General features: G+C 62.1%; 22 protein-coding genes. 11 read left to right on the top strand and 11 right to left on the bottom strand.

Going from position 1 to position 22300, the window contains the following annotated elements; genetic code table 11:
- Nucleotides 1-43: 43 nt before the first annotated feature.
- Nucleotides 44-634 carry an acyl carrier protein phosphodiesterase gene (locus tag TRP66_RS09610; protein ID WP_333401402.1) on the top strand — a complete coding sequence of 197 codons (591 nt, stop codon included), beginning with the start codon at nt 44-46 and terminating at the stop codon, nt 632-634.
- On the opposite strand, the gene TRP66_RS09605 is transcribed toward TRP66_RS09610, so the two are convergent.
- Together TRP66_RS09605 and olsB are read right to left on the bottom strand one after the other, a co-directional pair.
- On the bottom strand, nt 601-1383 hold the full coding sequence (locus TRP66_RS09605; protein WP_333401401.1) for a lysophospholipid acyltransferase family protein: 783 nt from the start codon (nt 1381-1383) through the stop codon (nt 601-603). The genes TRP66_RS09610 and TRP66_RS09605 overlap by 34 nt on opposite strands.
- Nucleotides 1383-2138 carry an L-ornithine N(alpha)-acyltransferase gene (gene olsB, locus TRP66_RS09600; RefSeq protein WP_333401400.1) on the bottom strand — a complete coding sequence of 252 codons (756 nt, stop codon included), beginning with the start codon at nt 2136-2138 and terminating at the stop codon, nt 1383-1385. Before olsB ends, TRP66_RS09605 begins: the two co-directional genes overlap by 1 nt.
- Before the next feature lie 349 nt (nt 2139-2487).
- Between olsB and TRP66_RS09595 the strand changes: the two genes are divergently transcribed.
- From TRP66_RS09595 to TRP66_RS09575, 5 genes are all read left to right on the top strand, one after another.
- The gene (locus TRP66_RS09595; protein ID WP_333401399.1) at nt 2488-3594 is read left to right on the top strand and encodes a serine hydrolase domain-containing protein; all 1107 of its coding nucleotides are present in this window, start codon (nt 2488-2490) and stop codon (nt 3592-3594) included.
- Nucleotides 3591-3917, top strand: coding sequence for an amidase (locus TRP66_RS09590; protein WP_333401398.1), 327 nt, complete (start codon nt 3591-3593; stop codon nt 3915-3917). Before TRP66_RS09595 ends, TRP66_RS09590 begins: the two co-directional genes overlap by 4 nt.
- 97 nt (nt 3918-4014) lie before the next feature.
- Entirely contained in the window at nt 4015-4596 is a 582-nt protein-coding gene (locus tag TRP66_RS09585; RefSeq protein ID WP_333401397.1) for a YceI family protein, read from the top strand.
- Between the two features lies 1 nt (nt 4597).
- A complete protein-coding gene (locus TRP66_RS09580) occupies nt 4598-5755 on the top strand; it encodes a phospholipase D-like domain-containing protein (protein WP_333401396.1) in 1158 nt (385 codons plus the stop codon).
- Nucleotides 5756-5987: 232 nt separating this feature from the next.
- Entirely contained in the window at nt 5988-6569 is a 582-nt protein-coding gene (locus TRP66_RS09575) for a DJ-1/PfpI family protein (protein WP_333401395.1), read from the top strand.
- 83 nt (nt 6570-6652) lie between these two features.
- Here TRP66_RS09575 and TRP66_RS09570 read toward each other — a convergent pair whose 3' ends face one another.
- Nucleotides 6653-8176 carry a fumarate hydratase gene (locus TRP66_RS09570; protein WP_333401394.1) on the bottom strand — a complete coding sequence of 508 codons (1524 nt, stop codon included), beginning with the start codon at nt 8174-8176 and terminating at the stop codon, nt 6653-6655.
- Nucleotides 8177-8363: 187 nt separating this feature from the next.
- On the opposite strand from TRP66_RS09570, the gene TRP66_RS09565 reads away from it, so the two are divergent.
- Nucleotides 8364-9302, top strand: a complete 939-nt coding sequence (locus tag TRP66_RS09565) for an iron-sulfur-binding ferredoxin reductase (RefSeq protein WP_333401393.1) — start codon at nt 8364-8366, stop codon at nt 9300-9302.
- Between the two features lie 69 nt (nt 9303-9371).
- Here the strand turns inward: TRP66_RS09565 and pyk are convergent, their stop codons facing one another.
- Nucleotides 9372-10823: a pyruvate kinase gene (gene pyk / locus TRP66_RS09560; protein ID WP_333401392.1), complete on the bottom strand. Its 1452-nt coding sequence runs from the start codon at nt 10821-10823 to the stop codon at nt 9372-9374.
- A 320-nt stretch (nt 10824-11143) separates the two neighbouring features.
- Here pyk and TRP66_RS09555 point away from each other — a divergent pair, with 320 nt between their 5' ends.
- A complete protein-coding gene (locus tag TRP66_RS09555) occupies nt 11144-11518 on the top strand; it encodes a tetratricopeptide repeat protein (protein ID WP_333401391.1) in 375 nt (124 codons plus the stop codon).
- Between the two features lie 197 nt (nt 11519-11715).
- Nucleotides 11716-12075, top strand: a complete 360-nt coding sequence (locus TRP66_RS09550; RefSeq protein ID WP_333401390.1) for a PilZ domain-containing protein — start codon at nt 11716-11718, stop codon at nt 12073-12075.
- Between the two features lie 19 nt (nt 12076-12094).
- On the opposite strand, the gene TRP66_RS09545 is transcribed toward TRP66_RS09550, so the two are convergent.
- Genes TRP66_RS09545 through TRP66_RS09520 form a run of 6 tightly spaced genes read right to left on the bottom strand, consistent with a single transcriptional unit; the run spans nt 12095 to nt 18952 of the window.
- Nucleotides 12095-13417, bottom strand: a complete 1323-nt coding sequence (locus TRP66_RS09545; protein WP_333401748.1) for a DUF58 domain-containing protein — start codon at nt 13415-13417, stop codon at nt 12095-12097.
- 8 nt (nt 13418-13425) lie between these two features.
- On the bottom strand, nt 13426-14469 hold the full coding sequence (locus tag TRP66_RS09540; RefSeq protein ID WP_333401389.1) for an AAA family ATPase: 1044 nt from the start codon (nt 14467-14469) through the stop codon (nt 13426-13428).
- Entirely contained in the window at nt 14466-15680 is a 1215-nt protein-coding gene (locus TRP66_RS09535) for a DUF4350 domain-containing protein (protein WP_333401388.1), read from the bottom strand. The genes TRP66_RS09540 and TRP66_RS09535 overlap by 4 nt, the downstream gene beginning before the upstream one ends.
- Nucleotides 15677-17263: a DUF4129 domain-containing protein gene (locus tag TRP66_RS09530; RefSeq protein ID WP_333401387.1), complete on the bottom strand. Its 1587-nt coding sequence runs from the start codon at nt 17261-17263 to the stop codon at nt 15677-15679. Before TRP66_RS09530 ends, TRP66_RS09535 begins: the two co-directional genes overlap by 4 nt.
- Nucleotides 17250-18230: a stage II sporulation protein M gene (locus TRP66_RS09525; protein WP_333401386.1), complete on the bottom strand. Its 981-nt coding sequence runs from the start codon at nt 18228-18230 to the stop codon at nt 17250-17252. Before TRP66_RS09525 ends, TRP66_RS09530 begins: the two co-directional genes overlap by 14 nt.
- Nucleotides 18227-18952: an RDD family protein gene (locus tag TRP66_RS09520; protein ID WP_333401385.1), complete on the bottom strand. Its 726-nt coding sequence runs from the start codon at nt 18950-18952 to the stop codon at nt 18227-18229. Before TRP66_RS09520 ends, TRP66_RS09525 begins: the two co-directional genes overlap by 4 nt.
- A gap of 179 nt (nt 18953-19131) precedes the next feature.
- Between TRP66_RS09520 and sbcB the strand changes: the two genes are divergently transcribed.
- A complete protein-coding gene (gene sbcB, locus TRP66_RS09515) occupies nt 19132-20562 on the top strand; it encodes an exodeoxyribonuclease I (protein ID WP_333401384.1) in 1431 nt (476 codons plus the stop codon).
- A gap of 81 nt (nt 20563-20643) precedes the next feature.
- Here the strand turns inward: sbcB and mvaT are convergent, their stop codons facing one another.
- Nucleotides 20644-21021, bottom strand: coding sequence for a histone-like nucleoid-structuring protein MvaT (gene mvaT / locus TRP66_RS09510; protein WP_333401383.1), 378 nt, complete (start codon nt 21019-21021; stop codon nt 20644-20646).
- A 361-nt stretch (nt 21022-21382) separates the two neighbouring features.
- Between mvaT and purU the strand changes: the two genes are divergently transcribed.
- Complete coding sequence (gene purU / locus TRP66_RS09505) at nt 21383-22234, top strand: formyltetrahydrofolate deformylase (RefSeq protein WP_333401382.1); 852 nt, start codon at nt 21383-21385, stop codon at nt 22232-22234.
- Nucleotides 22235-22300 lie beyond the last annotated feature (66 nt).

Genomic DNA, 22300 nt, shown 5'->3' with positions numbered 1-22300 from the left:
ACGATATTGGCTTGCGGTCCCGAATCGGCGTAGTCTCTGTGGCATGAACTACCTCGCGCACCTTCACCTCGGCGGGCAGCGCCCCGCGCAATTGCTCGGCAGTCTTTATGGCGATTTCGTCAAAGGTTTGCTGGCCGGACGCTTTGCGCCCGAGCTGGAAGCCTCGATCCGCCTGCATCGCAGCATCGACGCGTTCACTGACAGCCACCCGCTGATCCTGAACGCCCTGGCGCGGTTTCCTGCCGAGCAGCGCCGTTACGCCGGGATCATGCTGGATGTGTTTTTTGACCACTGCCTGGCACGCGACTGGCATCTGCATGCTGACATGCCGTTGGAAGCTTTCACGCGCAACGTCTATGCGGTATTGCGCGCCGAACCCGATCTGCCGGGCCGGCTTGCGGCCATCGCGCCGCGCATGGCAGCGCAGGACTGGCTGGGTTCCTACCGCGACTTCGAAGTGCTGGAGCAGGTGCTGGCGGGCATTTCCCGGCGTCTGTCACGGCCGGAGGCGCTGGCCGGCGGCATGCGGCAACTGCGCACCCTCTATCAGCCATTGAGTGACGACTTCGCGGCGTTCTACCCGGTGCTGCAGGACTTTGCTCAGGCCGCTCTGGCCGGACGCGACGCGACCTGATCTTCAATGCCGAACAGCGCGCCATGAATGGCCTGGCGGGCTTGAAACGCTAGAGCGGCACGTTCCTGTCCCGCTGTGGGAATGGGTTCGAGCAGATGAATGTGCACGTCGCTCTGCTCGTGGGCGAACAAACGACGCAAATGCGAGAGCAGATCGTCATCGCCGATGAAAGGAGCGATGAGGTCAGGCTGGCCGTCGCGGGTGTAGGCGATGGCCACGGGCTGGATTTCCACGTGCGCCTCGATGGCACTGGACAGAAGCCGCCCATGAAAGGTGCGCAGGCTGCGCCCGTCGGTCGTGGTGCCCTCGGGAAAGATCATCAGTGCATTGCCCTGTCGCAAGTGGCCGCACATCTGGTTCTGCAGCAGACGGCTGTCTCCCGAACCGCGGCGGATGAACAAGGTGCCGGCCTTGAGCGCCAGCCAGCCCGCCACCGGCCAGGTGCGCACTTCGGCTTTGGACAGAAACGACAGCGGGGCGAGCATGCCCAGCAGGGGGATGTCGGTCCATGACACGTGATTGGCGACCCACAGCATTGGTCGGGTCGGCAGGTTGCCGCTGACGGTGACGCGAAACGGCAGGGCGTTGCTCAGGCGCGCCATGAACCAGCGACTCCAGCGCTGGCGGCGCTGCATGGAGCTGCCGACCTTCAAGCGCTCGAGCAACCCGAAAGCGCCGGCGATCATCAAACCCAGGGCGACCACCAGCAGCACCCGTATCACCCGCGCGTAGCCGCGCAGCCGATTCATCACACCGCAGCCTTGAAGTGGCGGGCGTAGCGCGGGCAGAGGTCGTCGCGCTTGAGCAGGATGAACACATCGGCGACCTGGAAATCTTCGTCCCAGCACGGCTCGCCGCAGATCTTCGCGCCCAGGCGCATGTAGGCCTTGAGTAGCGGCGGCATTTCGCAGATCACATTGCCGGGGATGTCCATTTGCGGCAACGGGTTCTTCGGTTCGGCACGCAAGTGCTGATTGCATAGATAACGGTCGCGCAGGCGCTGCATGATCGCGTGAGCCTGGACGCCGCCGTCCTGCATGGGAATGCTGGCGCAACCCATCAGATAGCTGTAGCCGCCTTCGTTGAGCACTTCGGCCAGTTCGCTCCACAACACCGCGATGGTGCCACCGTTGCGGTAGGCAGGGTCGACGCAGGTGCGGCCCAGCTCCAGAATCGGCCCTTCCAGCTGAACCAGCCCATGCAGGCTGAATTCTTCTTCGCTGTAGAAACGCCCAAGGTTCTTTGCCGCCTGATGATCCAGCAGGCGGGTGGTTGCAACCAGTCGCCCGGTGTTCAGATCGCGCACACCGATATGTGCGCAATGCAGGTCGTAATCGTCCATATCCAGGCCCAGCTCCGCGCCGTTCAGGAGGGCGTTGAACTCTTCGCTGAACACGCTGAAACGCAAAGCCTGGGCTTCCTGCAAAGCGCTTGGCCCGATCAGGCGCTCGGCTTGAAGGCGGCGTTCGGAAGTGTTGTCACGAATGCGGGCGATCTGGGTCATACGAACTCTCCTGAGCCAGCGTTGCATGGCTGGCCGGTCGACTGAGTGGTCCAAGCGCTTTGCTGTACCCGCAGGCTAGGGAGATGCCGTGTCACGGCCGTGAAGCTTTGGTGATGGTTGTGTGACCGGGGCGCGTGACGCGGGTAGGAGCCAGCTTGCTGGCGATAAGCGCTTGGTGACCGATGCACCGTGGTGTTCGCTTTGCTGCCGCTTCGCGCCAGATCGCCAGCAAGCTGGCTCCTACGGCGGGTGGCGCAGCGCGCCTGAACCAGGCCAAGAGTGTTTTCGCATGCGATTAGTGTCATGAAGCCCTGCCAGAATGCGAAAACTCCCTGTCAGGTATCGCCGGATGTTTCATCGACTCGTATCGCTATGCGCGCTCTTGGCGGCGAGCCTCAGCGCGCAGACTGCCCACGCCGAAACCTGGCCGGGCGAACAATGGACCACGCGTCCGATCCCGCACACTACGGCGCTGGAGGCCCTGGAGCGCTACGCCTTTGCGCCCCGCGACGACGACACCCGCGCTGGCATTCGTACCGACGCGCTGCTGGTGATCGGCAATGGAGAGATCCTGTATGAGCGCTACGCCGGACCGACCACGGTCGATACGCCGCATCTGACCTGGTCGATCAGCAAGAGCGTGCTGGCCAGCGTGCTGGGTGTGGCTTTCGGAGAAGGGCGCTTCGGCCTTGACGACCCGGTGGCAAGGTTCTACCCGGCGTTCGAAGCCCACCCGGATATCAGAATCCGCGACCTGCTCAACTGGACGTCCGGGCTGGACTGGCAGGAAGACTACGAATACGCACCGCTCAACTCCTCGGTGGTCGCGATGCTCTATACCCGCGGTCGGGGCGACATGGCCGGTTTCGCGGCCGGCCATCCGCGTTACGCGACTGCCGGCAGCCACTATCGATACTCCAGCGGCGACAGCAACGTGCTCGCCGCGGCGTTGAAGACCATGGTCGGCGCAGAGGCCTACCCCGATTATCCCTGGACCGCCTTGTTCGACCCGCTCGGCATTCGCAGCGCCGTCTGGGAAACGGACCACAGCGGGACGTTCGTGGGCTCGTCCTATGTCTACATGACGGCTCGCGACCTGGCGCGGATCGGCCTTGCGATGCAGCGCGGCGGACGCTGGCGGCAGCGGCAGATAATCCCCACGCAATGGATCGACTTCGTTCTCACGCCAGCTGCCGCCATCAACCTGCAGCCGGGCGGCGAAGCGCCGGGCGGGCACTGGTGGCTCAACCGCAGCGCCGCGTCGAGTGCCGGTCCGTGGCCCGACGCCCCACCCGACACCTTCGCCGCGCTGGGTCACTGGGGACAGGCGTTGTACGTCATCCCCAGCGAAGGTCTGGTGGTAGTGCGTTACGCAGACGGCCGGGACGGCAGCTTCGAGCACAACCGACTGCTGGGGCTGGTGCGGGCGGCCTTCACCGGGCAGGGTACGAAATGAGCGAGCAGAGCTTCGTCCGAAGACATCCTTTTACCAGCCTGGCATTGCTGGCCGGCGCCGGTCTCGTGATTCTCGTCTGGCAGCATCGGGTTGCGTTGCAGGCCTTCCCAAGCATCATCAGCGCCTACACCGCCAAGGAATATTGTTCCTGCCGATATGTGATGAGCAGCCCGGAAGCCTACTGCCGAGGCTACGTAAAACAGTACGTGTCCAGCACGCTGGTCGATGATTCGGTGCGCAGGAGCGTCACGGCGCGCGGTCTTGGCCGCAGCGCCACTGCGACCTGGCTGGGTGTGCGCCAGGGCTGCCGACTGGAACCCTAAGCTGTATGCCTGGAGAAACATTGTGACGAACGTAGCGGATTGCCAGCGGTCAGACAGGCGGATAAGGTTGCGCCGACCTTGACCTCACGGAGTTCGCATGCTCAAAACGCTTCGCCTGCTGCCGGCTTTACTGGCCGCGCTGGCGTTACCCGCCCATGCCGGTTGGTACCTGGACAACGAGTCGTCCCGCTTGTCCTTCACCTCCACCAAGAATGCCGATATCGCCGAAGTGCATCGCTTTCTCGTGTTGCATGGCAAGGTCGACGACAAGGGGCTGGCGGAAGTCGAGGTCGAACTGGAGTCGGTCAATACCGGCATCCCGCTGCGTGACGAGCGCATTCGTGAACAAGTGTTTCAGATTGGCAAATATCCCTCCGCGCGTATCAGCGCCCGACTGGATCTGCGGCCAATCAATGCGCTCGCGCCGGGTGCGCAGCTGGAGCTGAGACTGCCGTTGAACGTGCGGTTGGCCGGCCAGAGCCACAGCTACAACGCGCAATTGCTGGCGACCCGCCTGGATGATCGCCGCTTTCAAGTGGTGACGCTGGAGCCTTTGGTGGTCCACGCCCAGGATTTCGGACTGGTGCCGAACTTCAACGCCTTGCGCGCTTCGGCCCGTCTCTCGGCGCTCAGCCTGTCGGTTCCGGTCGGCGCCGTGCTGATCTTCACGGCGCGCTGATATGGCTGGAATGATCTTTCCGTGGCGTGAAGACAATCGGTTCAGTCTGCTGATCGACGGCCCGGCGTTCTTTCCGCGCATGATCGCGGCCATCGATGCGGCCGAGCAGCAGGTCGATCTTGAACTCTATCTGGTGGAAGCCGGCGCTTGCGCCGATGCCATCGTCCGGGCGCTGGCGGACGCCGCCCGGCGTGGCGTGATCGTACGCTGCCTGTTCGACGATTTCGGTTCCCAGGCATTCGACGCCGGGCTGCGACGGCAACTGACCGAGGCCGGGGTAATCCTGCGCTTCTACAACCCGATTTCCTGGCGACGCGGCATACGCAACTTCTATCGCGACCACCGCAAGATTCTGGTGGTCGACAAGGCGCTCGCAATGGTCGGCGGCACCGGCGTCACCGACGAATTCTGGGAGCCGGATCGCGATACCAGTCAGTGGCACGAGGTGATGGTGGAAATCACCGGGCCCTTGGTGATCGACTGGCAGGCACTGTTCGATCGGCAGTTCCACGCCAACCAGCAGCGCATCGCCTGGCGACCGCAGGAGAACTTCGGCCTGACGCGCCTTCCCCGCGCGCCTGCCGCGGGCGAGGGCCTGGGGCGGGTCGCTTATGCCGACTCGCGGCAGCATCGCGACATCGTGCAATCGCTGGTCCGTGCCGTGAACAGCGGGCGCAAGCGAGTCTGGCTGGCGACACCGTATTTTCTGCCCACCTGGAAAATACGCTGGTCGTTGCGCCGCGCCGCCGCTCGGGGCGTGGATGTTCGCCTGTTGCTCACCGGGCCCCGCACCGACCATTCTTCGGTACGTTATGCCGGGCACCGCTACTATCCGCGTCTGCTGCGCGCTGGGGTGAGGATCTTCGAATACCAGCCCTGTTTCCTGCATCTCAAGATGGTGTTGATTGATGACTGGGTGAGCATCGGCTCGTGCAACTTCGATCACTGGAACCTGCGTTTCAACCTGGAAGCCAACCTCGAAGCGCTCGACCCCGAGCTGACAGGCGACGTCGTCGCCAGCTTCGAAAAGGATTTCGCCCACAGCACCGAAGTGACGTTGCAGGACTGGAAGTCCAGGCCGCTGTGGCGTCGGGTCAAACAACGTGTCTGGGGTTGGGTGGACCGGTTGGTGGTCAATCTGTTGATCCGACGGGATTGAAGAACGACGAATGCCCCGCGTAGGAGTCAGCTTGCTGGCGAGAGGCCGGCATAGCCACAACATGCTTGTCGCTCAATGAAACGCTATCGCCAGCAAGCTGGCTCCTACGACGGTTTCGCGTACAACGCCTTCAGGCGTTCCGGCGCAAAACGCCGCCCGGCAGTCGGGCAATGAATCTGCGGCACTCCCGGTCTAGGCTGTTCTCTTATGGAAAACCACCAGGAGAATGACGATGACTGCCAGGAAAATCCTCATGCTGGTCGGCGATTACGTCGAGGACTACGAAGTGATGGTGCCGTACCAGGCGCTGCAAATGGTGGGGCATGTCGTGCATGTCGTTTGCCCCGGCAAGACGTCGGGGCAGACCGTGCGCACGGCCATCCACGATTTCGAGGGCGACCAGACCTATAGCGAAAAGCCCGGACACCACTTCGCGCTGAACCACGATTTCGACAAGGTCAGGATAGAAGCCTACGACGCACTGGTCATTCCAGGCGGAAGAGCCCCTGAATATCTGCGACTCAACGATACCGTTCTCGAATGGATTCGCAACTTCGACAAAGCGGACAAACCCATCGCTGCGGTCTGTCACGGCGCGCAGTTACTGGCCGCCGCCGGCATTCTCAAAGGCCGGGAATGCAGCGCGTATCCAGCCTGCGCGCCTGAAGTGCGGCTGGCCGGCGGAACCTTCATGGACATCGAAATAACCGCCGCCCATACCGAGGGCAATCTGGTGACGGCACCCGCCTGGCCGGCGCATCCTGCCTGGCTGGCGGCGTTTCTGGAGTTGTTGGGGACTGAGATTCAGCCGTGAATCAAGACGCAGTGTCTGGTCATCTTCCACAAAACCCACAAAAAACCCGGCTTTCGCCGGGTTCTTTTTTTGCGATGACGCGCTTACTGCACTTCCACCGCCAGGCTGTCGCTGATCTTCTTCTGCCAGATCGCAGGGCCAGTGATGTGGACCGATTCGCCGTTGGCGTCGACCGCGACGGTCACTGGCATGTCCTTGACCTCGAACTCGTAGATCGCTTCCATGCCCAGCTCGGCGAAGGCGACGACTTTGGATTTCTTGATCGCTTGAGCCACCAGGTAAGCGGCGCCGCCGACGGCCATGAGGTAGACGGCCTTGTGTTCCTTGATGGCGTCGATGGCGGTCGGGCCGCGCTCGGATTTGCCGATCATGCCCAGCAGGCCGGTCTGATCGAGAATCTGGCGGGTGAACTTGTCCATCCGCGTGGCCGTGGTCGGGCCAGCCGGGCCAACGACTTCCTCGCGCACCGGATCGACCGGGCCGACGTAGTAGATGAAGCGGCCCTTGAGGTCTACCGGCAGGGTTTCACCCTTGTTGAGCATCTCGACCATGCGCTTGTGCGCGGCGTCGCGGCCGGTGAGCATCTTGCCGTTGAGCAGCACGGTTTCGCCCGGTTTCCAGCTTTGCACTTCTTCCGGCGTCAGGGTGTCGAGGTTGACGCGGCGGGCCGACGGGCCGGCTTCCCAGACGATTTCCGGGTAGGCGTCCAACGATGGCGCTTCCAGTTCGGCAGGGCCCGAGCCGTCGAGCACAAAGTGCGCGTGGCGCGTGGCGGCGCAGTTGGGGATCATGCACACCGGCAGGGATGCCGCGTGGGTCGGGTAGTCCATGATCTTGACGTCGAGTACGGTGGTCAGGCCGCCCAGGCCCTGGGCACCGATGCCCAGCTGGTTGACCTTTTCGAACAGCTCCAGACGCAGCTCCTCGATACGGTTCTGCGGGCCACGTGCCTTGAGCTCATGGATGTCGATGGACTCCATCAACACTTCCTTGGCCATGACCGCCGCTTTCTCGGCGGTGCCGCCGATGCCGATGCCGAGCATGCCGGGCGGGCACCAGCCGGCGCCCATGGTCGGCACGGTTTTCAGGACCCAGTCGACGATGGAGTCGGACGGGTTGAGCATCGCCATCTTGGACTTGTTTTCCGAGCCGCCGCCCTTGGCCGCGACGTCGACTTCAACGGTGTTGCCCGGCACGATGGAGTAGTGGATGACAGCGGGGGTGTTGTCCTTGGTGTTCTTGCGAGCGCCCGCCGGGTCGGCCAGGATCGACGCGCGCAGCACGTTTTCCGGCAGGTTGTAGGCGCGACGCACGCCCTCGTTGATCATGTCGTCCAGGCTCAGGGTAGCCCCGTCCCAGCGCACGTCCATGCCGACGCGCACGAACACGGTGACGATCCCGGTGTCCTGGCAGATCGGGCGATGACCGGTCGCGCACATGCGCGAGTTGATCAGGATCTGGGCGATGGAATCACGGGCAGCGGGCGATTCTTCGCGCAGATACGCTTCGTGCATCGCCTGGATGAAATCCACGGGGTGGTAATACGAAATGAACTGCAGGGCATCGGCAACGCTCTGAATCAGGTCGTCTTGCTTGATCACGGTCATGCGGCGCGCTCCTCTGTGGGGACGGGAACATTCAATTACGCTATCGGCGGGCGTCTGGAAGCGCGGCAGTGAACCTGCGTTTGCAGTGAGCCGAAGCGGGCGCAAAAAGGCGCGGCAGTATAACCCGCCCAATCGGCCTGGCTGTACAATCGCGAATATTTTCTGTGCCTGGCCTGGAACTATCCCGATGCCTGAATTACATGTCGGCGACCGTCACTGGCCGGTGGCAGCCGGCAGCAATCTGCTGGATGCCTTGAATGACGCGGGTCTGGGCGTGCCTTACAGTTGCCGGGCCGGCAGTTGTCACGCGTGCATGGTGCATTGCGTGCGCGGCGAACCGCTCGACGGGGCACCCGACGCGCTGACCCCGGAACAGCGCCGACAAGGTTGGCGTCTGGCATGTCAGTGTCGCATCGTCGATGACCTGAGCATCGAAGTCTTCGATCCGGCCCGTGACGGATTGCCCGCCAGTGTAGTTGGCAGCGACTGGCTGAGCCCTGCGGTGCTGCGCCTGCGTCTGCGGCCTGAACGCCCCGTGCGCTATCACGCCGGACAACACCAGGTACTCTGGGTCGAAGGCAGCATCGCCCGGCCTTATTCGCTGGCGAGTCTGCCAGGAGCAGATGACTTTCTGGAATTCCATCTCGATTGCGCGCGACCGGGCGCGTTCTGCGATGCCGCCAGGCGCCTGCAACCGGGCGACAGTGTCCGGCTCGGCGAGCTGCGCGCTGGCGCCTTGCATTACGATCCCGACTGGCAGGACCGGCCGCTTCTGCTGCTCGCTGCCGGAACCGGGCTGGCGCCACTCTGGGGCGTGCTGCGTGAAGCCTTGCGGCGCGAGCACCAGGGGCCGATCCGGGTGATGCATCTGGCGGCCGACAGATCGGAGCATTATCTGGCGAATGACCTTCAGGCATTGGCCGGCTCGTATCCGCAATTGAACGTCCGCTTGATCGTTCCGGACGAACTTCAAACCTTGTCCACGGATCTGCGCCTGTTGTCCCGACAGACCATCGCACTGCTGTGTGGCAGCTCCCACAGTGTCGAAAGCTTCGCCCGCAGCCTTTATCTGGCCGGGTTGCCACGCCATCAGGTGCTGGCGGACCAATTCCTGGCGCGCGCATAGAACGGGCAGGCCGCCAAAGAAAAGGCCCCGCCTCTTGCGAGACGGGGCCTTTTTCACAGCGCTGGTCGATCAGACCATCGGATCGCCGACGTGCAGGATCTTCATGCCGTTGGTGCCGCCAATGGTGTGGTAGCTGTCGCCCTTGGTCAGGATGACCCAGTCGCCTTGCTCCACCAGCCCGCGCTTGAGCAGCTCGTCCACGGCGGACTGGCTGACCTGGCCCGGCGGCAGGTTCGCCGGGTCGAACGGCACGGTGTAGACGCCACGGAACATGGCGGCGCGTGCCTGGGTTTCCCGGTGCGGGGAGAACGCGTAGATCGGTACCGAGGAGCGAATCCGCGACATGATCAGCGGGGTGTAGCCGCTTTCGGTCAGCGCGATGATCGCTTTCACGCCCGGGAAGTGGTTGGCCGTGTACATGGCGGCCAGCGCGATGCTTTCGTCGCAACGGGTGAAGGAGTGACCGATGCGATGGCTGGATGTCTTGCCGGTCGGGTGACGCTCGGCGCCCAGGCAGATGCGGGCCATGGCCTGTACAGCTTCGATCGGGTACGAGCCGGCGGCGCTTTCGGCGGACAGCATCACGGCGTCGGTGTAGTCGAGCACGGCGTTCGCCACGTCGGACACTTCGGCGCGCGTCGGCATCGGGCTGGAAATCATCGACTCCATCATCTGGGTGGCGACGATCACGGCCTTGTTGTGGCGACGGGCGTGCAGAATGATCTTCTTCTGGATGCCGACCAGTTCGGCATCGCCGATTTCCACACCCAGGTCGCCGCGAGCGACCATCACTGCGTCGCTGGCGCGGATCAGCTCATCGAGCACTCCGTCGTTTGCGACGGCTTCGGCGCGCTCGATCTTGGCGACCAGCCAGGCAGTGCCGCCTGCTTCGTCACGCAGCTGGCGCGCGTATTCCATGTCGGCGGCATCGCGCGGGAAGGAAACGGCCAGATAGTCCAGCTCCATCTCGGCGGCCAGCTTGATGTCCTGCTTGTCCTTGTCGGTCAGCGCCGGGGCGGTAAGACCGCCGCCGCGACGGTTGATGCCTTTGTGGTCCGACAGCGGGCCACCGATCAGCACGGTGCAATGCAGTGCTTCGGCGGTCTGGGTGTCCACGCGCATGACCACGCGTCCGTCGTCGAGCAGCAGCTCGTCGCCCACGCCGCAATCCTTGACCAGGTCCGGATAGTCGATACCGACGATGTCCTGGGTACCCTCGGTCAGCGGATGAGCGGTAGAGAAGGTGAATTTGTCACCGACTTTCAGTTCGATTCGCTTGTTGGCGAACTTGGCGATCCGGATCTTCGGACCCTGGAGGTCGCCCAGCAGCGCAACGAAGCGGCCGTGCCTGGCGGCGATATCGCGAATCAGCTTCGCGCGAGCCTTGTGCTCGTCCGGGGTTCCGTGGGAGAAGTTCAGGCGGGCAACGTCCAGACCCGAGAGGATCAGTTGCTCGATGACTTCCGGCGAGTTACTGGCAGGGCCCAGTGTGGCGACGATTTTGGTGCGGCGAACGGTCATGCACAAACTCCTTAATTGAAGCGCAGCGAGAGGCTACTCCTGTCTGTGCTTTTAGTCATTGTTCCTGTGAGGGTGTTTAAAATCGGCGAGCGAAGGCAAGACAAGGCGAAATCGGTCGAAAAAGCGGAGTTTACATGGAGTAAATGAGCATTTTGAGACCGATTTCAACGCTGTATTGTCGAGCGCAGCCATTTTGTAAACACCCTCTTTGCACTAGCGCGCCATGAATCGGCAGGGCGATCGGCTGACAGTCGGCGCGCAATCGATGGTGAAGAAAATCGCTGGCAGGTCGATAAACGAGCACAGGACAGGAGATTTTCATGCGTATTCTAGTGATTGCTGTAATGCTCGCCGCGCTCGGCGGCTGTACCCGTTGGTCGATGAATTCCAATCTGGACCATGCCTACCTGGCTTATCAGCAGGGCGATTGCGAGCGGGTCATGCTCGATCTGTCGAAAGTCGAACGTCAGAGCCGTTCGCGCCGCTACGTCCAGCCGGAAGTGTCCATGTTGCGCGGTCAGTGTCTGGAGCGACAAAAGCTGTACGTCGATGCTGCGCAGACGTATCAGTTCCTTATCGCCCAGTACCCCGAAAGCGAATACGCCTATCGGGCACGGGCACGCCTGGATACGCTCGCGCAGTTGGGGCATTTCCCTAAAGCCCCGCCAGTCAAGGCTTTTCCTGCTTCACGCTGATTACACCCGATTGGATGACTGGTGGCGTTTTCGGGTGGATGTCAGTGATTTTTGAGCTAGTCTGACTGTTACGGGTGCGCAAGGGTCTGTTAAGACTCTGTGGCGGAAGGATCTGCAGCAGGATGCGTAGTAAGGCTGCAGCAAGCTCGAAATGTTTGCTTGACCAGGCTCACTTGGTCTCTAGAAAGGCGGCCACCATGCTTATAGAACGAAGAATCGAACGTCACCAATTGCAGGACTATCTTCAGGTATTCAACCGACATACGGACCGTCCGCTAGGTTGCCTGGGTAACGTCTCCGAGAACGGTTTGATGGTGATCAGTGATCTGCCGATGCTGACAGGCGCGCAGTTCGAGCTTCGGCTGAAAATACCTGCCGGCAGTAACGAACAGAAATACATCGATGTTCAAGGGACGTGCATGTGGTGTAAGGAGGACGAAACGCCCGGCAGTTATGATTCCGGCTTTCTGCTCAGTGGAGCTCCCACTGAGTATCTGGAATTCATTGGTCTGCTGCGTCGGTATTTCAGCTTTTATCCGCTCGAAGCCTCTGCCTGAACGATTGGACGGGGCCGGCTCATAGCGTGCCGGCCTTTTTCCAGTCCAGATAACGCGTGATCAGGCGCGGCCCCAGTTCCGCGGGGCGAGCATCGAGTACCGGCACGCCTTGGGCGACAAGGCGCTCGTGCAAGCGGTTACGGGCATTGAGCAGTTCCAGCACGCCGCAGTAGGTCAAGGCGTCTGCGTAGGTCTGCACTCTGTTGTGTCTCACCCGTTCGAACATCTCCTCACGAAGGCTCGCGACCAGCACTCGATGGTGCTGGCCGAGGCGTTTCGTCGCGTCGAGCAGTTCCTGGTCCTCTTCATCCCGCAGGTTGGTCACGAGCACGATCAGCGCACGCTTGTACTGACGCGCCATCAATTGTCGAACCGCGTTGGCGTAATCCGCCGGACGATGCGTCGGCTCCAGCTCATAGGTGGCGTTGAGCAGCCGGTGAAGCTGAGCCTGACCCTTGACTGGTGTGTAATGTCTGTCCACTCCGGCGGCAAAGGTCGAAAAGCCCACTGCATCGCCCTGGCGCAGGGCAACGTAGCTTAGAAGCAGACAAGCGTTCAGTGCGTGGTCGAAATGAGAGAGGTCGTCGTCCTGACTGCGCATCTGGCGCCCGCAATCCAGCAGAAAGACGATCTGCTGATCGCGCTCATCCTGGTATTCCCGCGCGATGGGCATGCGCTGACGCGCGGTCGCCTTCCAGTCGATCTGGCGCAGGCTGTCGCCGTCGCGGAATTCCCGCAACTGATGGAACTCAAGACCCGTGCCGCGGCGCTGGTGCTGGCGTATGACGATTTGCCCCAGCAGGTTGTCCACTGCCAGTAGCTGACCATTGTGCAGCCGAGCGAAATCCGGATAGACACGGACGACATCGGTCAGCGGCAGGTATCTGCGGCTCCACCACAATCCCAGCGGGCTGCGCAGTTGAATCTCACATTGCCGCAGGGCCAGAGGACCTCGGCGCACCGGGCGCAGGCGATAGCCGACCTGGGCACTGCTGTGCGGTTCGAGCGTCAGGATTTGCGGCAGATGCTCGAACTCAAGCTCAGGTGGTGGATGATCGAACAGGACGATGGTTTGCCCGGACTTCGCCAGCGACTCGATTTCCAGGCGCACTTCGCTCCAGCGCCCCAGCGCCAGACTGCCCGGCAGTTGCCGACGCAGCCGAGGCGAAGGCTGACGGGCGAGCCGGATGGCGTCGACCAGCGCGAATCCGGTCAGCGCCAGCATCACGGCCCAGTACAAGTCTGCCGCTACCGACGGCAGACGGTCATTCGCGATGCCAAGCACAAGCCCGACGCCCGTCAGCACGCCTGTGTAGCCTAACAGCGCAACCGAAGGTTTCAGCGTCTGCTTCATGAGCGCGGAGCCGGCACCTGGTCCAGCATTTGCCGGAGTACCTGATCCACGGAAATACCTTCGATATCCAGTTCCGGTGAGAGTCTTACGCGGTGACGCAGCACCGCCAGCGCGCACGCCTTGATGTCGTCCGGCACCACGAACCCGGCTCCGCGCAACAGCGCTCGCGCCCGACCGCCGCGCACCAAGGCAATGGAAGCCCGAGGTCCGGCGCCGAGCATCAGTCCGGGCCAGGTCCGGGTGCTGCGCGCCAGCCGCACGGCGTAGTCCAGGACCTGATCGTCGATGGGCAGGTCGCTGGCAATGCGTTGCAGCGCCTGGATGTCCCGCGCCTGCATGATGACCTTCAAGGGCTGTACGTCGAGCATGTCGGCCCGGGTCGAGCGACTGACCTGACGAACCATGTCCAGCTCCTGCTGGGCTGCCGGGTAGTCCATGCGCAGCTTGAGCATGAAGCGGTCGAGCTCGGCCTCCGGCAGCGGGTAGGTGCCTTCCTGCTCGATGGGGTTCTGGGTCGCCAGCACCATGAAAGGCTGCGCGATGGGCAATGCCCGGCCTTCCAGCGTCACCTGTCGTTCCTGCATGGCTTCCAGCAGAGCCGCCTGGGTCTTGGCCGGCGCCCGGTTGATCTCGTCGGCGAGCAACAGATGGGTGAACAGCGGCCCCTTGCGCAATTTGAACTGCTCGGTCTGCATGTCGTAGACGGCGTGTCCGGTGACGTCGCTGGGCATCAGGTCCGGGGTGAACTGGATGCGGGCGAAGTCACCGCCGAAACACCGGGCCAACGCACGAACCAGCAGTGTCTTGCCCAATCCGGGTACGCCTTCGAGCAGCACGTGACCCGCGCCGATCAGCGCAGTCAGTACATCGTCGATCACCGCGTCCTGGCCGATGACTGCTTTCTGCAGTTCGCCACGCAACGCCTGCGCCAGCTGACTTGCGCGCTGACGCTGCTGGACCGGGTTGCTGACAGGCGTGTCGGTTGTCGGTGTATCGCTTCCTGAGGTCGTGGACCGCGGGTCGCTCGCTGGATCGCTCATAGGGAATTCCTGAGGGTTTGCAAATGGGCCACCTGACGCGTGAAGTCAGTCTGCGAGATATGCTGCGCGGGCCTGGGACGCAGTGCGTCGCTGACGAAGGCCGTGGTCTGTTGGCTCAATCGCGCCAGCACCTGCCATTGCTCGGCGACGACCAGATGTTCGAAGCCGGGATGACGCTGGCGGGCGCGACGCGCGATGTCCTGGCGAAGGTTCGTAAGCAAGACTTGCTGACCGCCGCGCCGCGCCATGAAATCGGCGCAGGCGCGAGCATGTTCGGCGAGTTGGCGCCGAGCCCTGGTGGCGGCGGGCAGGACTGGGCCGGTTCGCGACGCGTAACGCCACAAGGCCAGGATCAGTAGCAGCGTCAAGGCAGTCAGCGCCAGCGGGAAGTGGCGCACAAGCAACGTGAACAGATTGTCATGCCGGGTCTGGACGACCATCGTCACCGCGCTGTCCTGGGTCAGATACCACAACAGCCAGGCGTTGTCGTAGCGGGCGATGGCGCGGTTCTTCCACAGTTGCGCATCGCTGAGCACGGTAATGGTTCCAGTGCCTCTTTCGATCTGGAGCAGGTGAGTCGCTTCCGCGCTGTTGGCCCATGAGTGTGCTATATCGTCCGGGTCTTCCAGATGCAGGGCGGGGTCGAAACTCATGTAGGCCGGAGCCTGCTCGTTTTCCAGATACAGGCGGGTCAGCTCCGGCCAGGGCGTGGCCGGTGGCTGGTAAGGCGCGGGTGCCAGGGGAACCGGCAGGTTCGACTGCGCGATGCTTTGCTGGCGGTCCTGTGCCTTGATGTCCCTTGTCAGGTAATGGCGAACGCCCAGTCTGTCCAGCAGCAGGTCTCCGCTTCGGTCGCGCGTGGGCACCCACAGTTGCTCGGCGGCGACTATCAGGCGTCCGCCGGACTCGACCCACGCCAGCAAGGCATCGACATCACCGGGCGTCATGCCCTTGCGGCTGTCGAGTAACAAAAGTGTTTTGGCTTGCCGGCTCGGGTCCGGGAGGTCTTTGTAGGTGTCAGCGACGCTCACCGCAACCGAGCGTTGGCGCAGGAAGTACTCCGCTGCGAGATAAGGGTTTCCTCTGGCCTGGGGCGACGGACCCTGGTCAACGACCTCTTCGTAGTATTCCAGGCGTGTAACGGCATAGCCCGCGAGCAGCACCAGCAGCACCAGGCCCCCCAGCAGCAAGTAGTTCCTGCGTCGGCTCATGTCGTGGCCCTGTTTTCGAACAACTGACGCCAGCCGCTGCAAAGTTCGACCTGGACCGAGGCCGGGGGCAGTTGGTGGCCGTAGGCGAGATTTTGCCAGTGGAATGTCAGGCTCCGACTGAACCGGTCGAGCGCGGGCTGATCCAGGCCGGCGATTCGGACCAGTATTTCTCCCTCCGTATCCGCGCTGGTGACCGGTAACCGGTGCTCGACAAGCAGTCGGCTGAGCAACGCCCGATACAGCAGGGCCAGTGCCTCCCTGGGCTGTGTGGACCAGAGCCGTTCCGCGCTGCCGGCAATGTCGTCCGGAAGCGTTTCCACCCCGATCCGCAGACCGAACAATCGCTCGGGTATATCCCGCGACGGCACGGCAGAAGCGATCCGGCGTGGGACGAACACGGCGAACCATGCGCGGTAACGCCAGATCAGCACAGCGATAGCTGCGAGCAGAGCCGCCCACAGGACAATCTCGAAAAAGCGGGCAATGGCCTTGGCCGAACTCATCAAACGCTCTAGCCAGGCAAAAAAGGAATCTGCACCTGCCCCTGACGATAAGCTGCGCGCATCAGCTTGCTTTTCAGGAAACCGCCAGCCGGAAACCCGCTCGAGATTGGCGAAGGGTGGTTGTTGCAATACAGCCTTGATCGATTGCTGCGCGGCCTGGCTCGACAGCGCCTGGCCCATAAGGCGGGGTACGTCCGGTGGTGCTGCCTGCTCGGCCGACGGGATTGCGGATTCCGGTAGCGGGCAGACCATGACCGGCTCGTCCGCCCACACCGGAGCACTGTTCGGTACAAGCGCGAGTGTCGCTACGATCAACAACAGGTAAGCGCTGCCGGTCAGCCGCTGGCGCAGGCGTCTGAACACCAGTTCGATATCCCAGGCCTCCAGTACGGTGCGGCGGTTGAGATACAGCGTGAATCCGCAGGCGACGTAGACAGGCTCCCAGACGATCAGAACCAACGCATAAAGCGCGTTGCTCAGATGGTCCAGCCAGACGGTTTCGATGTCTGTCGTCAGCAGGCTTCGCCAGAGCCATTCGGTTTCCATTTGTTGGGGAACGAGGGCGAACAGCAATAACGCCAGCCCCGTCCAGAGGATCGTTTCCAGGTGCAGGCCGACCACGGTCAGCAGCCGGGCATGACCTCGGTCCCGGCGACAGAGTGTTTCGATCCGTTGTGCGCGCTGCCGACCAGAGAGCTTTTCGAGCTGTTGTACCGGCAGCAGGAAGCTGCGGCTCAGGCTCAGGCGCCGCCATAGCAGGCTGGGGATCAACTGTGACCTCAAGGTCGCCGGCCATGCCTTGAGCGCCTGGGTTAGCGAAGGCGCCTTGCCGAACAGCGCCTGTGACAGGATCAGCAGCGGCAACCGCTCGAAGGCAGGCTTCAGCCACCAGAACACAAGCACAGCGAGGTACGGTCGATCATGAAAGATCAGGCTCAGCAAGGCGAATACGGGCAGGGTGACGATTGCCCAGCTGCTCATCAGCAGGCAACGATGTTGACCAGCCAGCAGGACACCCAGATCGATGGCTTCCATGGGTGAGCGCGGGCGCAGCTCCACCGAGGCTTCAGTCAGGCGCATGAGCGCGGCGTCCGGCGAAGGTCAGATAGCTGACGACCACTACCCATAACAGGACGCCGGTCAGATATTTGAGCGCGGGTCGGGGCCATGCCATCGACGACCAGTAAGCCTCGATGAATGCGGCGATCACCAGTAACAGGATCACTCCCGCCATCAGCTCTATGCTTGACCTGCCGGCCTTGCGCAGCGCTTCAGCCCGTCCGTACCGTCCTGGCGCGAGCACCGCCCAGCCGAGTTTCAGGCCGGCTGCCCCGGCCAGCGTGATACCGGTCAGCTCGAACGCACCGTGGGCGATCACGAATGACCAGAAGTTATGGCCGGAACCCGCGCCGGTGAGATGACCAGCGACTGCGCCGATGGTGAGCCCGTTGAACAGCAGGAAGAACAGACTCCCCAGTCCCAGCAGCAGGCCCGAGGCGTAGGTCTGAAAGGCGATGCCGATGTTGTTCATGATGTAGTAGCCGAACATCATCCAGTCCTCGCTGGATTCCCGCTCAAGAGGCCCTCCGATGCGCGACCTCGCTGGGTCGTACAGGCTTTCCATCTCGTTCACCTGTTCAGGATCGATCACGCTGTAGACCAGTTCCGGAAACTGATAGACCAGTAATCCCATGCCGATCAGGCTGCTGAAGAACAGCAACCCCGCGGTCAGCACGAACCACCGCTCGGCCCTGACCCGTCGGGCAAACCCGGCGAGTACGAAGCCTGCCAGCCAGGCGCCGGGCGTATCGCGATGGCGGTATAGCTGCTGGTGCGCGCGCATCGCCAGACGATGCAGATGGTCAATCAGATGACTGCTGTAGCCGCGCTCCCGGGCCAGTGCCAGTTGATGACACAGCTTGCGATAGTCGCCCGCGAATGTCTCGGCGGCGGGCGTACCGCCGCGACCGCGTTCGATTTCATCGAGCTGCTCGCTGAATCGCTGCCACTGCGGGTGATGACGGGCTTCGAACAGACTCTGCTTCATAATGGCTCCAGCAGTCCGCGCGCCAGGCCGTTGACGTGGGCGACCGCTGCGTCGTCCGGGATGTGCAGGGGCGCTGCGATGAGGACGGCCAGTTCCTGGGTCCGCTCGCTGGACAGTTCGCGCTGGCGCTCGGCCAGGTCGAGGATGGCGTGCTGCTCTTCGAGCCGGAGCGCGACCGGAGCGGCCAGAGGCGCGGCTGGCGGCAGAACGGGACGGGCGAGCGGCGTGTCCTGGTGAATGACCAGCGTGCCCGCCGCAAGGTCGCCGAGTCGTTTGAACTCGGCGTGATTGAGACAGCTGAAGGCGCCGATGCAGTAACCGAACGGCAGCATGTCGACGAATCTCAACAGGTTGCGCGACAGGGAAGAAGCCCAGCCTATCGGGGTTCCGTCGTCATGCACTACCCTGAGCCGCAACATCCGCTTGCCGGGGGTACGGCCTTGGTCCAGGACTTCGAAGAGCACCATGTACCACCAGTTGAGGATGAACCATGCGATAGCGGCCAGTCCGAAGCCCAACTGGTCGAACACCAGGAAAATCACGACCAGCACGCCGGATGCGAGCGCGCGAATGGTCAGGTCAATGGCGAAGGCCAGGGCGCGGGGCACCAGCCCGGCGGGCCGCAGGACCAGGTCGGTGCCTTCCGGTGTCTCGATTCTGATCCGCGTGTCCAGTGCCCCGTGCAAGGGGGCTGCCTGTGGCGGCATTTGAGCTGATGTCATTAGCGGCGGGCGTCGTCCGTTGTGGAAACTGATGCTAGCTACCACGAGGTTGCCAGGCAACCTGCCAGAGTCGCCGATGCTTGTATGAAAGGGTTACGTCTGTGGATGGATGTCTCCGGATTGGCCAGACCCTGGTCGCAAGCCCTACACTTTGCGGGACTCAGGTTCAGGACAACACAGTGACTTCCAGCATCTTCTGGTACGACTACGAAACCACCGGCATCAACCCGCGCAACGATCGCGCGCTGCAGATGGCGGGGATTCGTACCGATGCCGATCTCAATGAGATCGCGCCTCCCGTGAATCTTTTCTGTCAGCCCGCGGATGACATCCTCCCCCATCCGGCGGCCTGTGTGATCACCGGGATCACGCCGGGCCGTCTGGCCGAGAAGGGCCTGTGCGAGGCCGATTTCATGACCCGTGTGCATGCCGAACTGGCCGCGCCGGGCACCTGTGGCGCGGGATACAACACCTTGCGATTCGACGACGAGGTAACCCGTTACAGTCTGTATCGCAACTTCTTCGACCCCTACGGCCGCGAATGGCAGGGGGGCAACAGCCGCTGGGACCTGATCGACGTGGTACGAGCAGCCTATGCGTTGCGTCCGGATGGAATCGTCTGGCCCCAGGAAGAGGGGCGGGTCACGTTGAAGCTGGAAAGGCTGACCGCCGCGAACGGGATCGATCACGGTCAGGCCCACGATGCACTGTCCGATGTGCGCGCTACGATCGCACTGGCACGGCTGATCCGTGACCGGCAACCTCGCCTCTATGACTATCTGTTCGCCCTGCGCAGCAAGCACAAAGTGCAGGAGCAGATTCGTCTCATGCAGCCGCTGGTGCATATTTCCGGCCGCTTTTCCGCGGCCCGCAATTATCTGGGCGTGGTCGTGCCACTCGCCTGGCACCCGCACAATCGCAACGCGCTGATCGTCTGTGACCTGCATCTTGACCACGCTCCGCTGCTCGAACATGACGTCGAGGTGCTGAGACAGCGTTTGTATACCCGTCGCGAGGCGCTGGCGGAAGGCGAATTGCCGGTCCCGCTCAAATTGCTCCATATAAACCGCTGCCCGGTCATCGCGCCTTTGAATGTCCTGCGCGAGGAGGATCAGCAACGGTTGCAACTCGATATGTCGAGCTATCGCGCCCGTGTCGCACAGTTGGACGAGAGTCGTGAAGTCTGGCAGGAGAAACTGCGTGCGTTGTACGGGAAGGACGACTTCGAGGGTCACCAGGACCCTGAACAGCAGTTGTACGGTGGATTTATCGGCGAGCGTGACCGTCAGTTGTGCGAACAAGTACGTCAGGCGCAGCCCGAACAGTTGGGTAAAGAATCCTGGCCGTTCGACGACCCGCGCTTGCCCGAATTGTTATTCCGCTACCGCGCCAGAAACTTTCCGGACACCTTGACCGGCGCGGAACGCAAACAATGGCTGGAGTTTTGTCAGGCCCGGCTGCAGCATCCGGAATTCGGGGCTCCCAACACGTTATCAAGTTTTACCCAGGCGCTGAACGAATTGTTGCCAACTGCGACAAGCGAGCAGGTCGGCATCTTGAGTCAATGGCAGGACTATGTAGCGTCCTTACGAGCACGACTAATGATATGACGTTAAAGGGTAAAAATTCTGACAATAAAAAACGCCAGCGTGCTGGCGTTCTTTCAGATCACAAGGTACAGCCCCCAAGGCTCAGCCCAGCAAAGTAGCCCAGCTTTCTACCTCGTCACCGCCCCACTTGGCTTTCCACTCTTTCAGCGTCTTGTGGTTGCCGCCCTTGGTTTCGATGACTTCGCCGTTGTGCGGGTTCTTGTACTGCTTGACCTTGCGCGCGCGCTTGGTGCCGGTGGTTTTTACCGCGCCACGCGAGCCCTTGTTAACTTTGGCGTCCGGATCCAGCAGGGCGATGATGTCACGCAGGGACTTCTGATATTCGCCCATCAGGGTGCGCAGTTTGCCTTCGAATTCCAGCTCGGTTTGCAGTTTGTCGTCTTGCGACAGGTTCTTCAAACGGGCCTGGAGTTCTTTGATGGCTTCTTCCGTGGCGCGGTATTCGTTGATCAGGGACATGAGGGAGACCTTATGTTGAGCAGGGTTTCAGGGTTACAGTGGGGGCAATAATAGTCAGAGGTATCTGGCAAGTAAACATGAAATAAATGTTTTATTTGAACTGCGCGTCAATATACGTGCGTCCTACAGACGCGATGAACTAGCTACGGACTGTATCGAGCCGCAAATACAAGGTCGATAAACCTGTACAGCCGCTGTCGCGCCGGGAAGAATCGTGTGAATGCAATGATCAATAGTGGCAGTCTGCAACTGGATAGCAGCGGGCGACATGACGTGGTCGGCATCCTGTGAAACGAATACTGCAGTTTTGTCCCGCAACCGCTAGAATGGGCGCCTTTGCGAAGTTCTGGAGTTTTCCCTAATGCGCACTTTTCGTCTGGTGATTTCTTGCCCGGACCGTGTCGGCATCGTTGCCAAAGTCAGTAACTTTCTGGCCGCCCATAACGGCTGGATTACCGAAGCGAGTCACCATTCGGACAATCTCAGCGGCTGGTTCTTCATGCGTCATGAGATTCGTGCCGACACCCTGCCGTTCGATCTGGAAGGTTTTCGCGAGGCGTTCGCGCCCATCGCCGAAGAATTCTCCATGGACTGGCGCATCACCGACTCGGCGCAGAAGAAACGCGTCGTGCTGATGGCAAGCCGCGAATCGCATTGCCTGGCCGACCTGCTGCATCGCTGGCACAGCGATGAGCTCGATTGCGACATCGCCTGCGTGATTTCCAACCACCAGGACCTGCGCAGCATGGTGGAATGGCACAACATTCCGTACTACCACGTTCCGGTCGACCCCAAGGACAAGGAGCCGGCATTCGCCGAGGTATCGCGTCTGGTCGGCCATCATCAGGCTGACGTCGTGGTGCTGGCGCGTTACATGCAGATCCTGCCGCCAGCGCTTTGCCGCGAATACGCGCATCAGGTGATCAACATTCACCACAGCTTCCTGCCATCCTTCGTGGGCGCCAAGCCGTACCACCAGGCGTCGCTGCGCGGCGTGAAACTGATCGGAGCGACCTGCCACTACGTCACCGAGGAGCTCGACGCCGGCCCGATCATCGAGCAGGACGTGGTCCGCGTCAGCCACAGCGACAGCGTCGAGAACATGGTTCGTTTCGGCCGCGACGTGGAAAAGATGGTGCTGGCCCGCGGTCTGCGCGCGCACCTCGAAGACCGCGTTCTGGTTCACGATAACAAGACTGTGGTATTCGACTAAGCATCTCGCAGGCGGGCGAGCAGCTTGAGGGCTGTTTTCCCGCTGCATGCCATCACCGGGAGCAAG

This window comes from Pseudomonas sp. JDS28PS106, from assembly GCF_036706555.1.
In the GTDB taxonomy this organism is placed as follows: domain Bacteria; phylum Pseudomonadota; class Gammaproteobacteria; order Pseudomonadales; family Pseudomonadaceae; genus Aquipseudomonas.
Note: the sequence above shows the minus strand (reverse complement) of the source record. Positions and strands in the feature narration are given on the sequence as shown.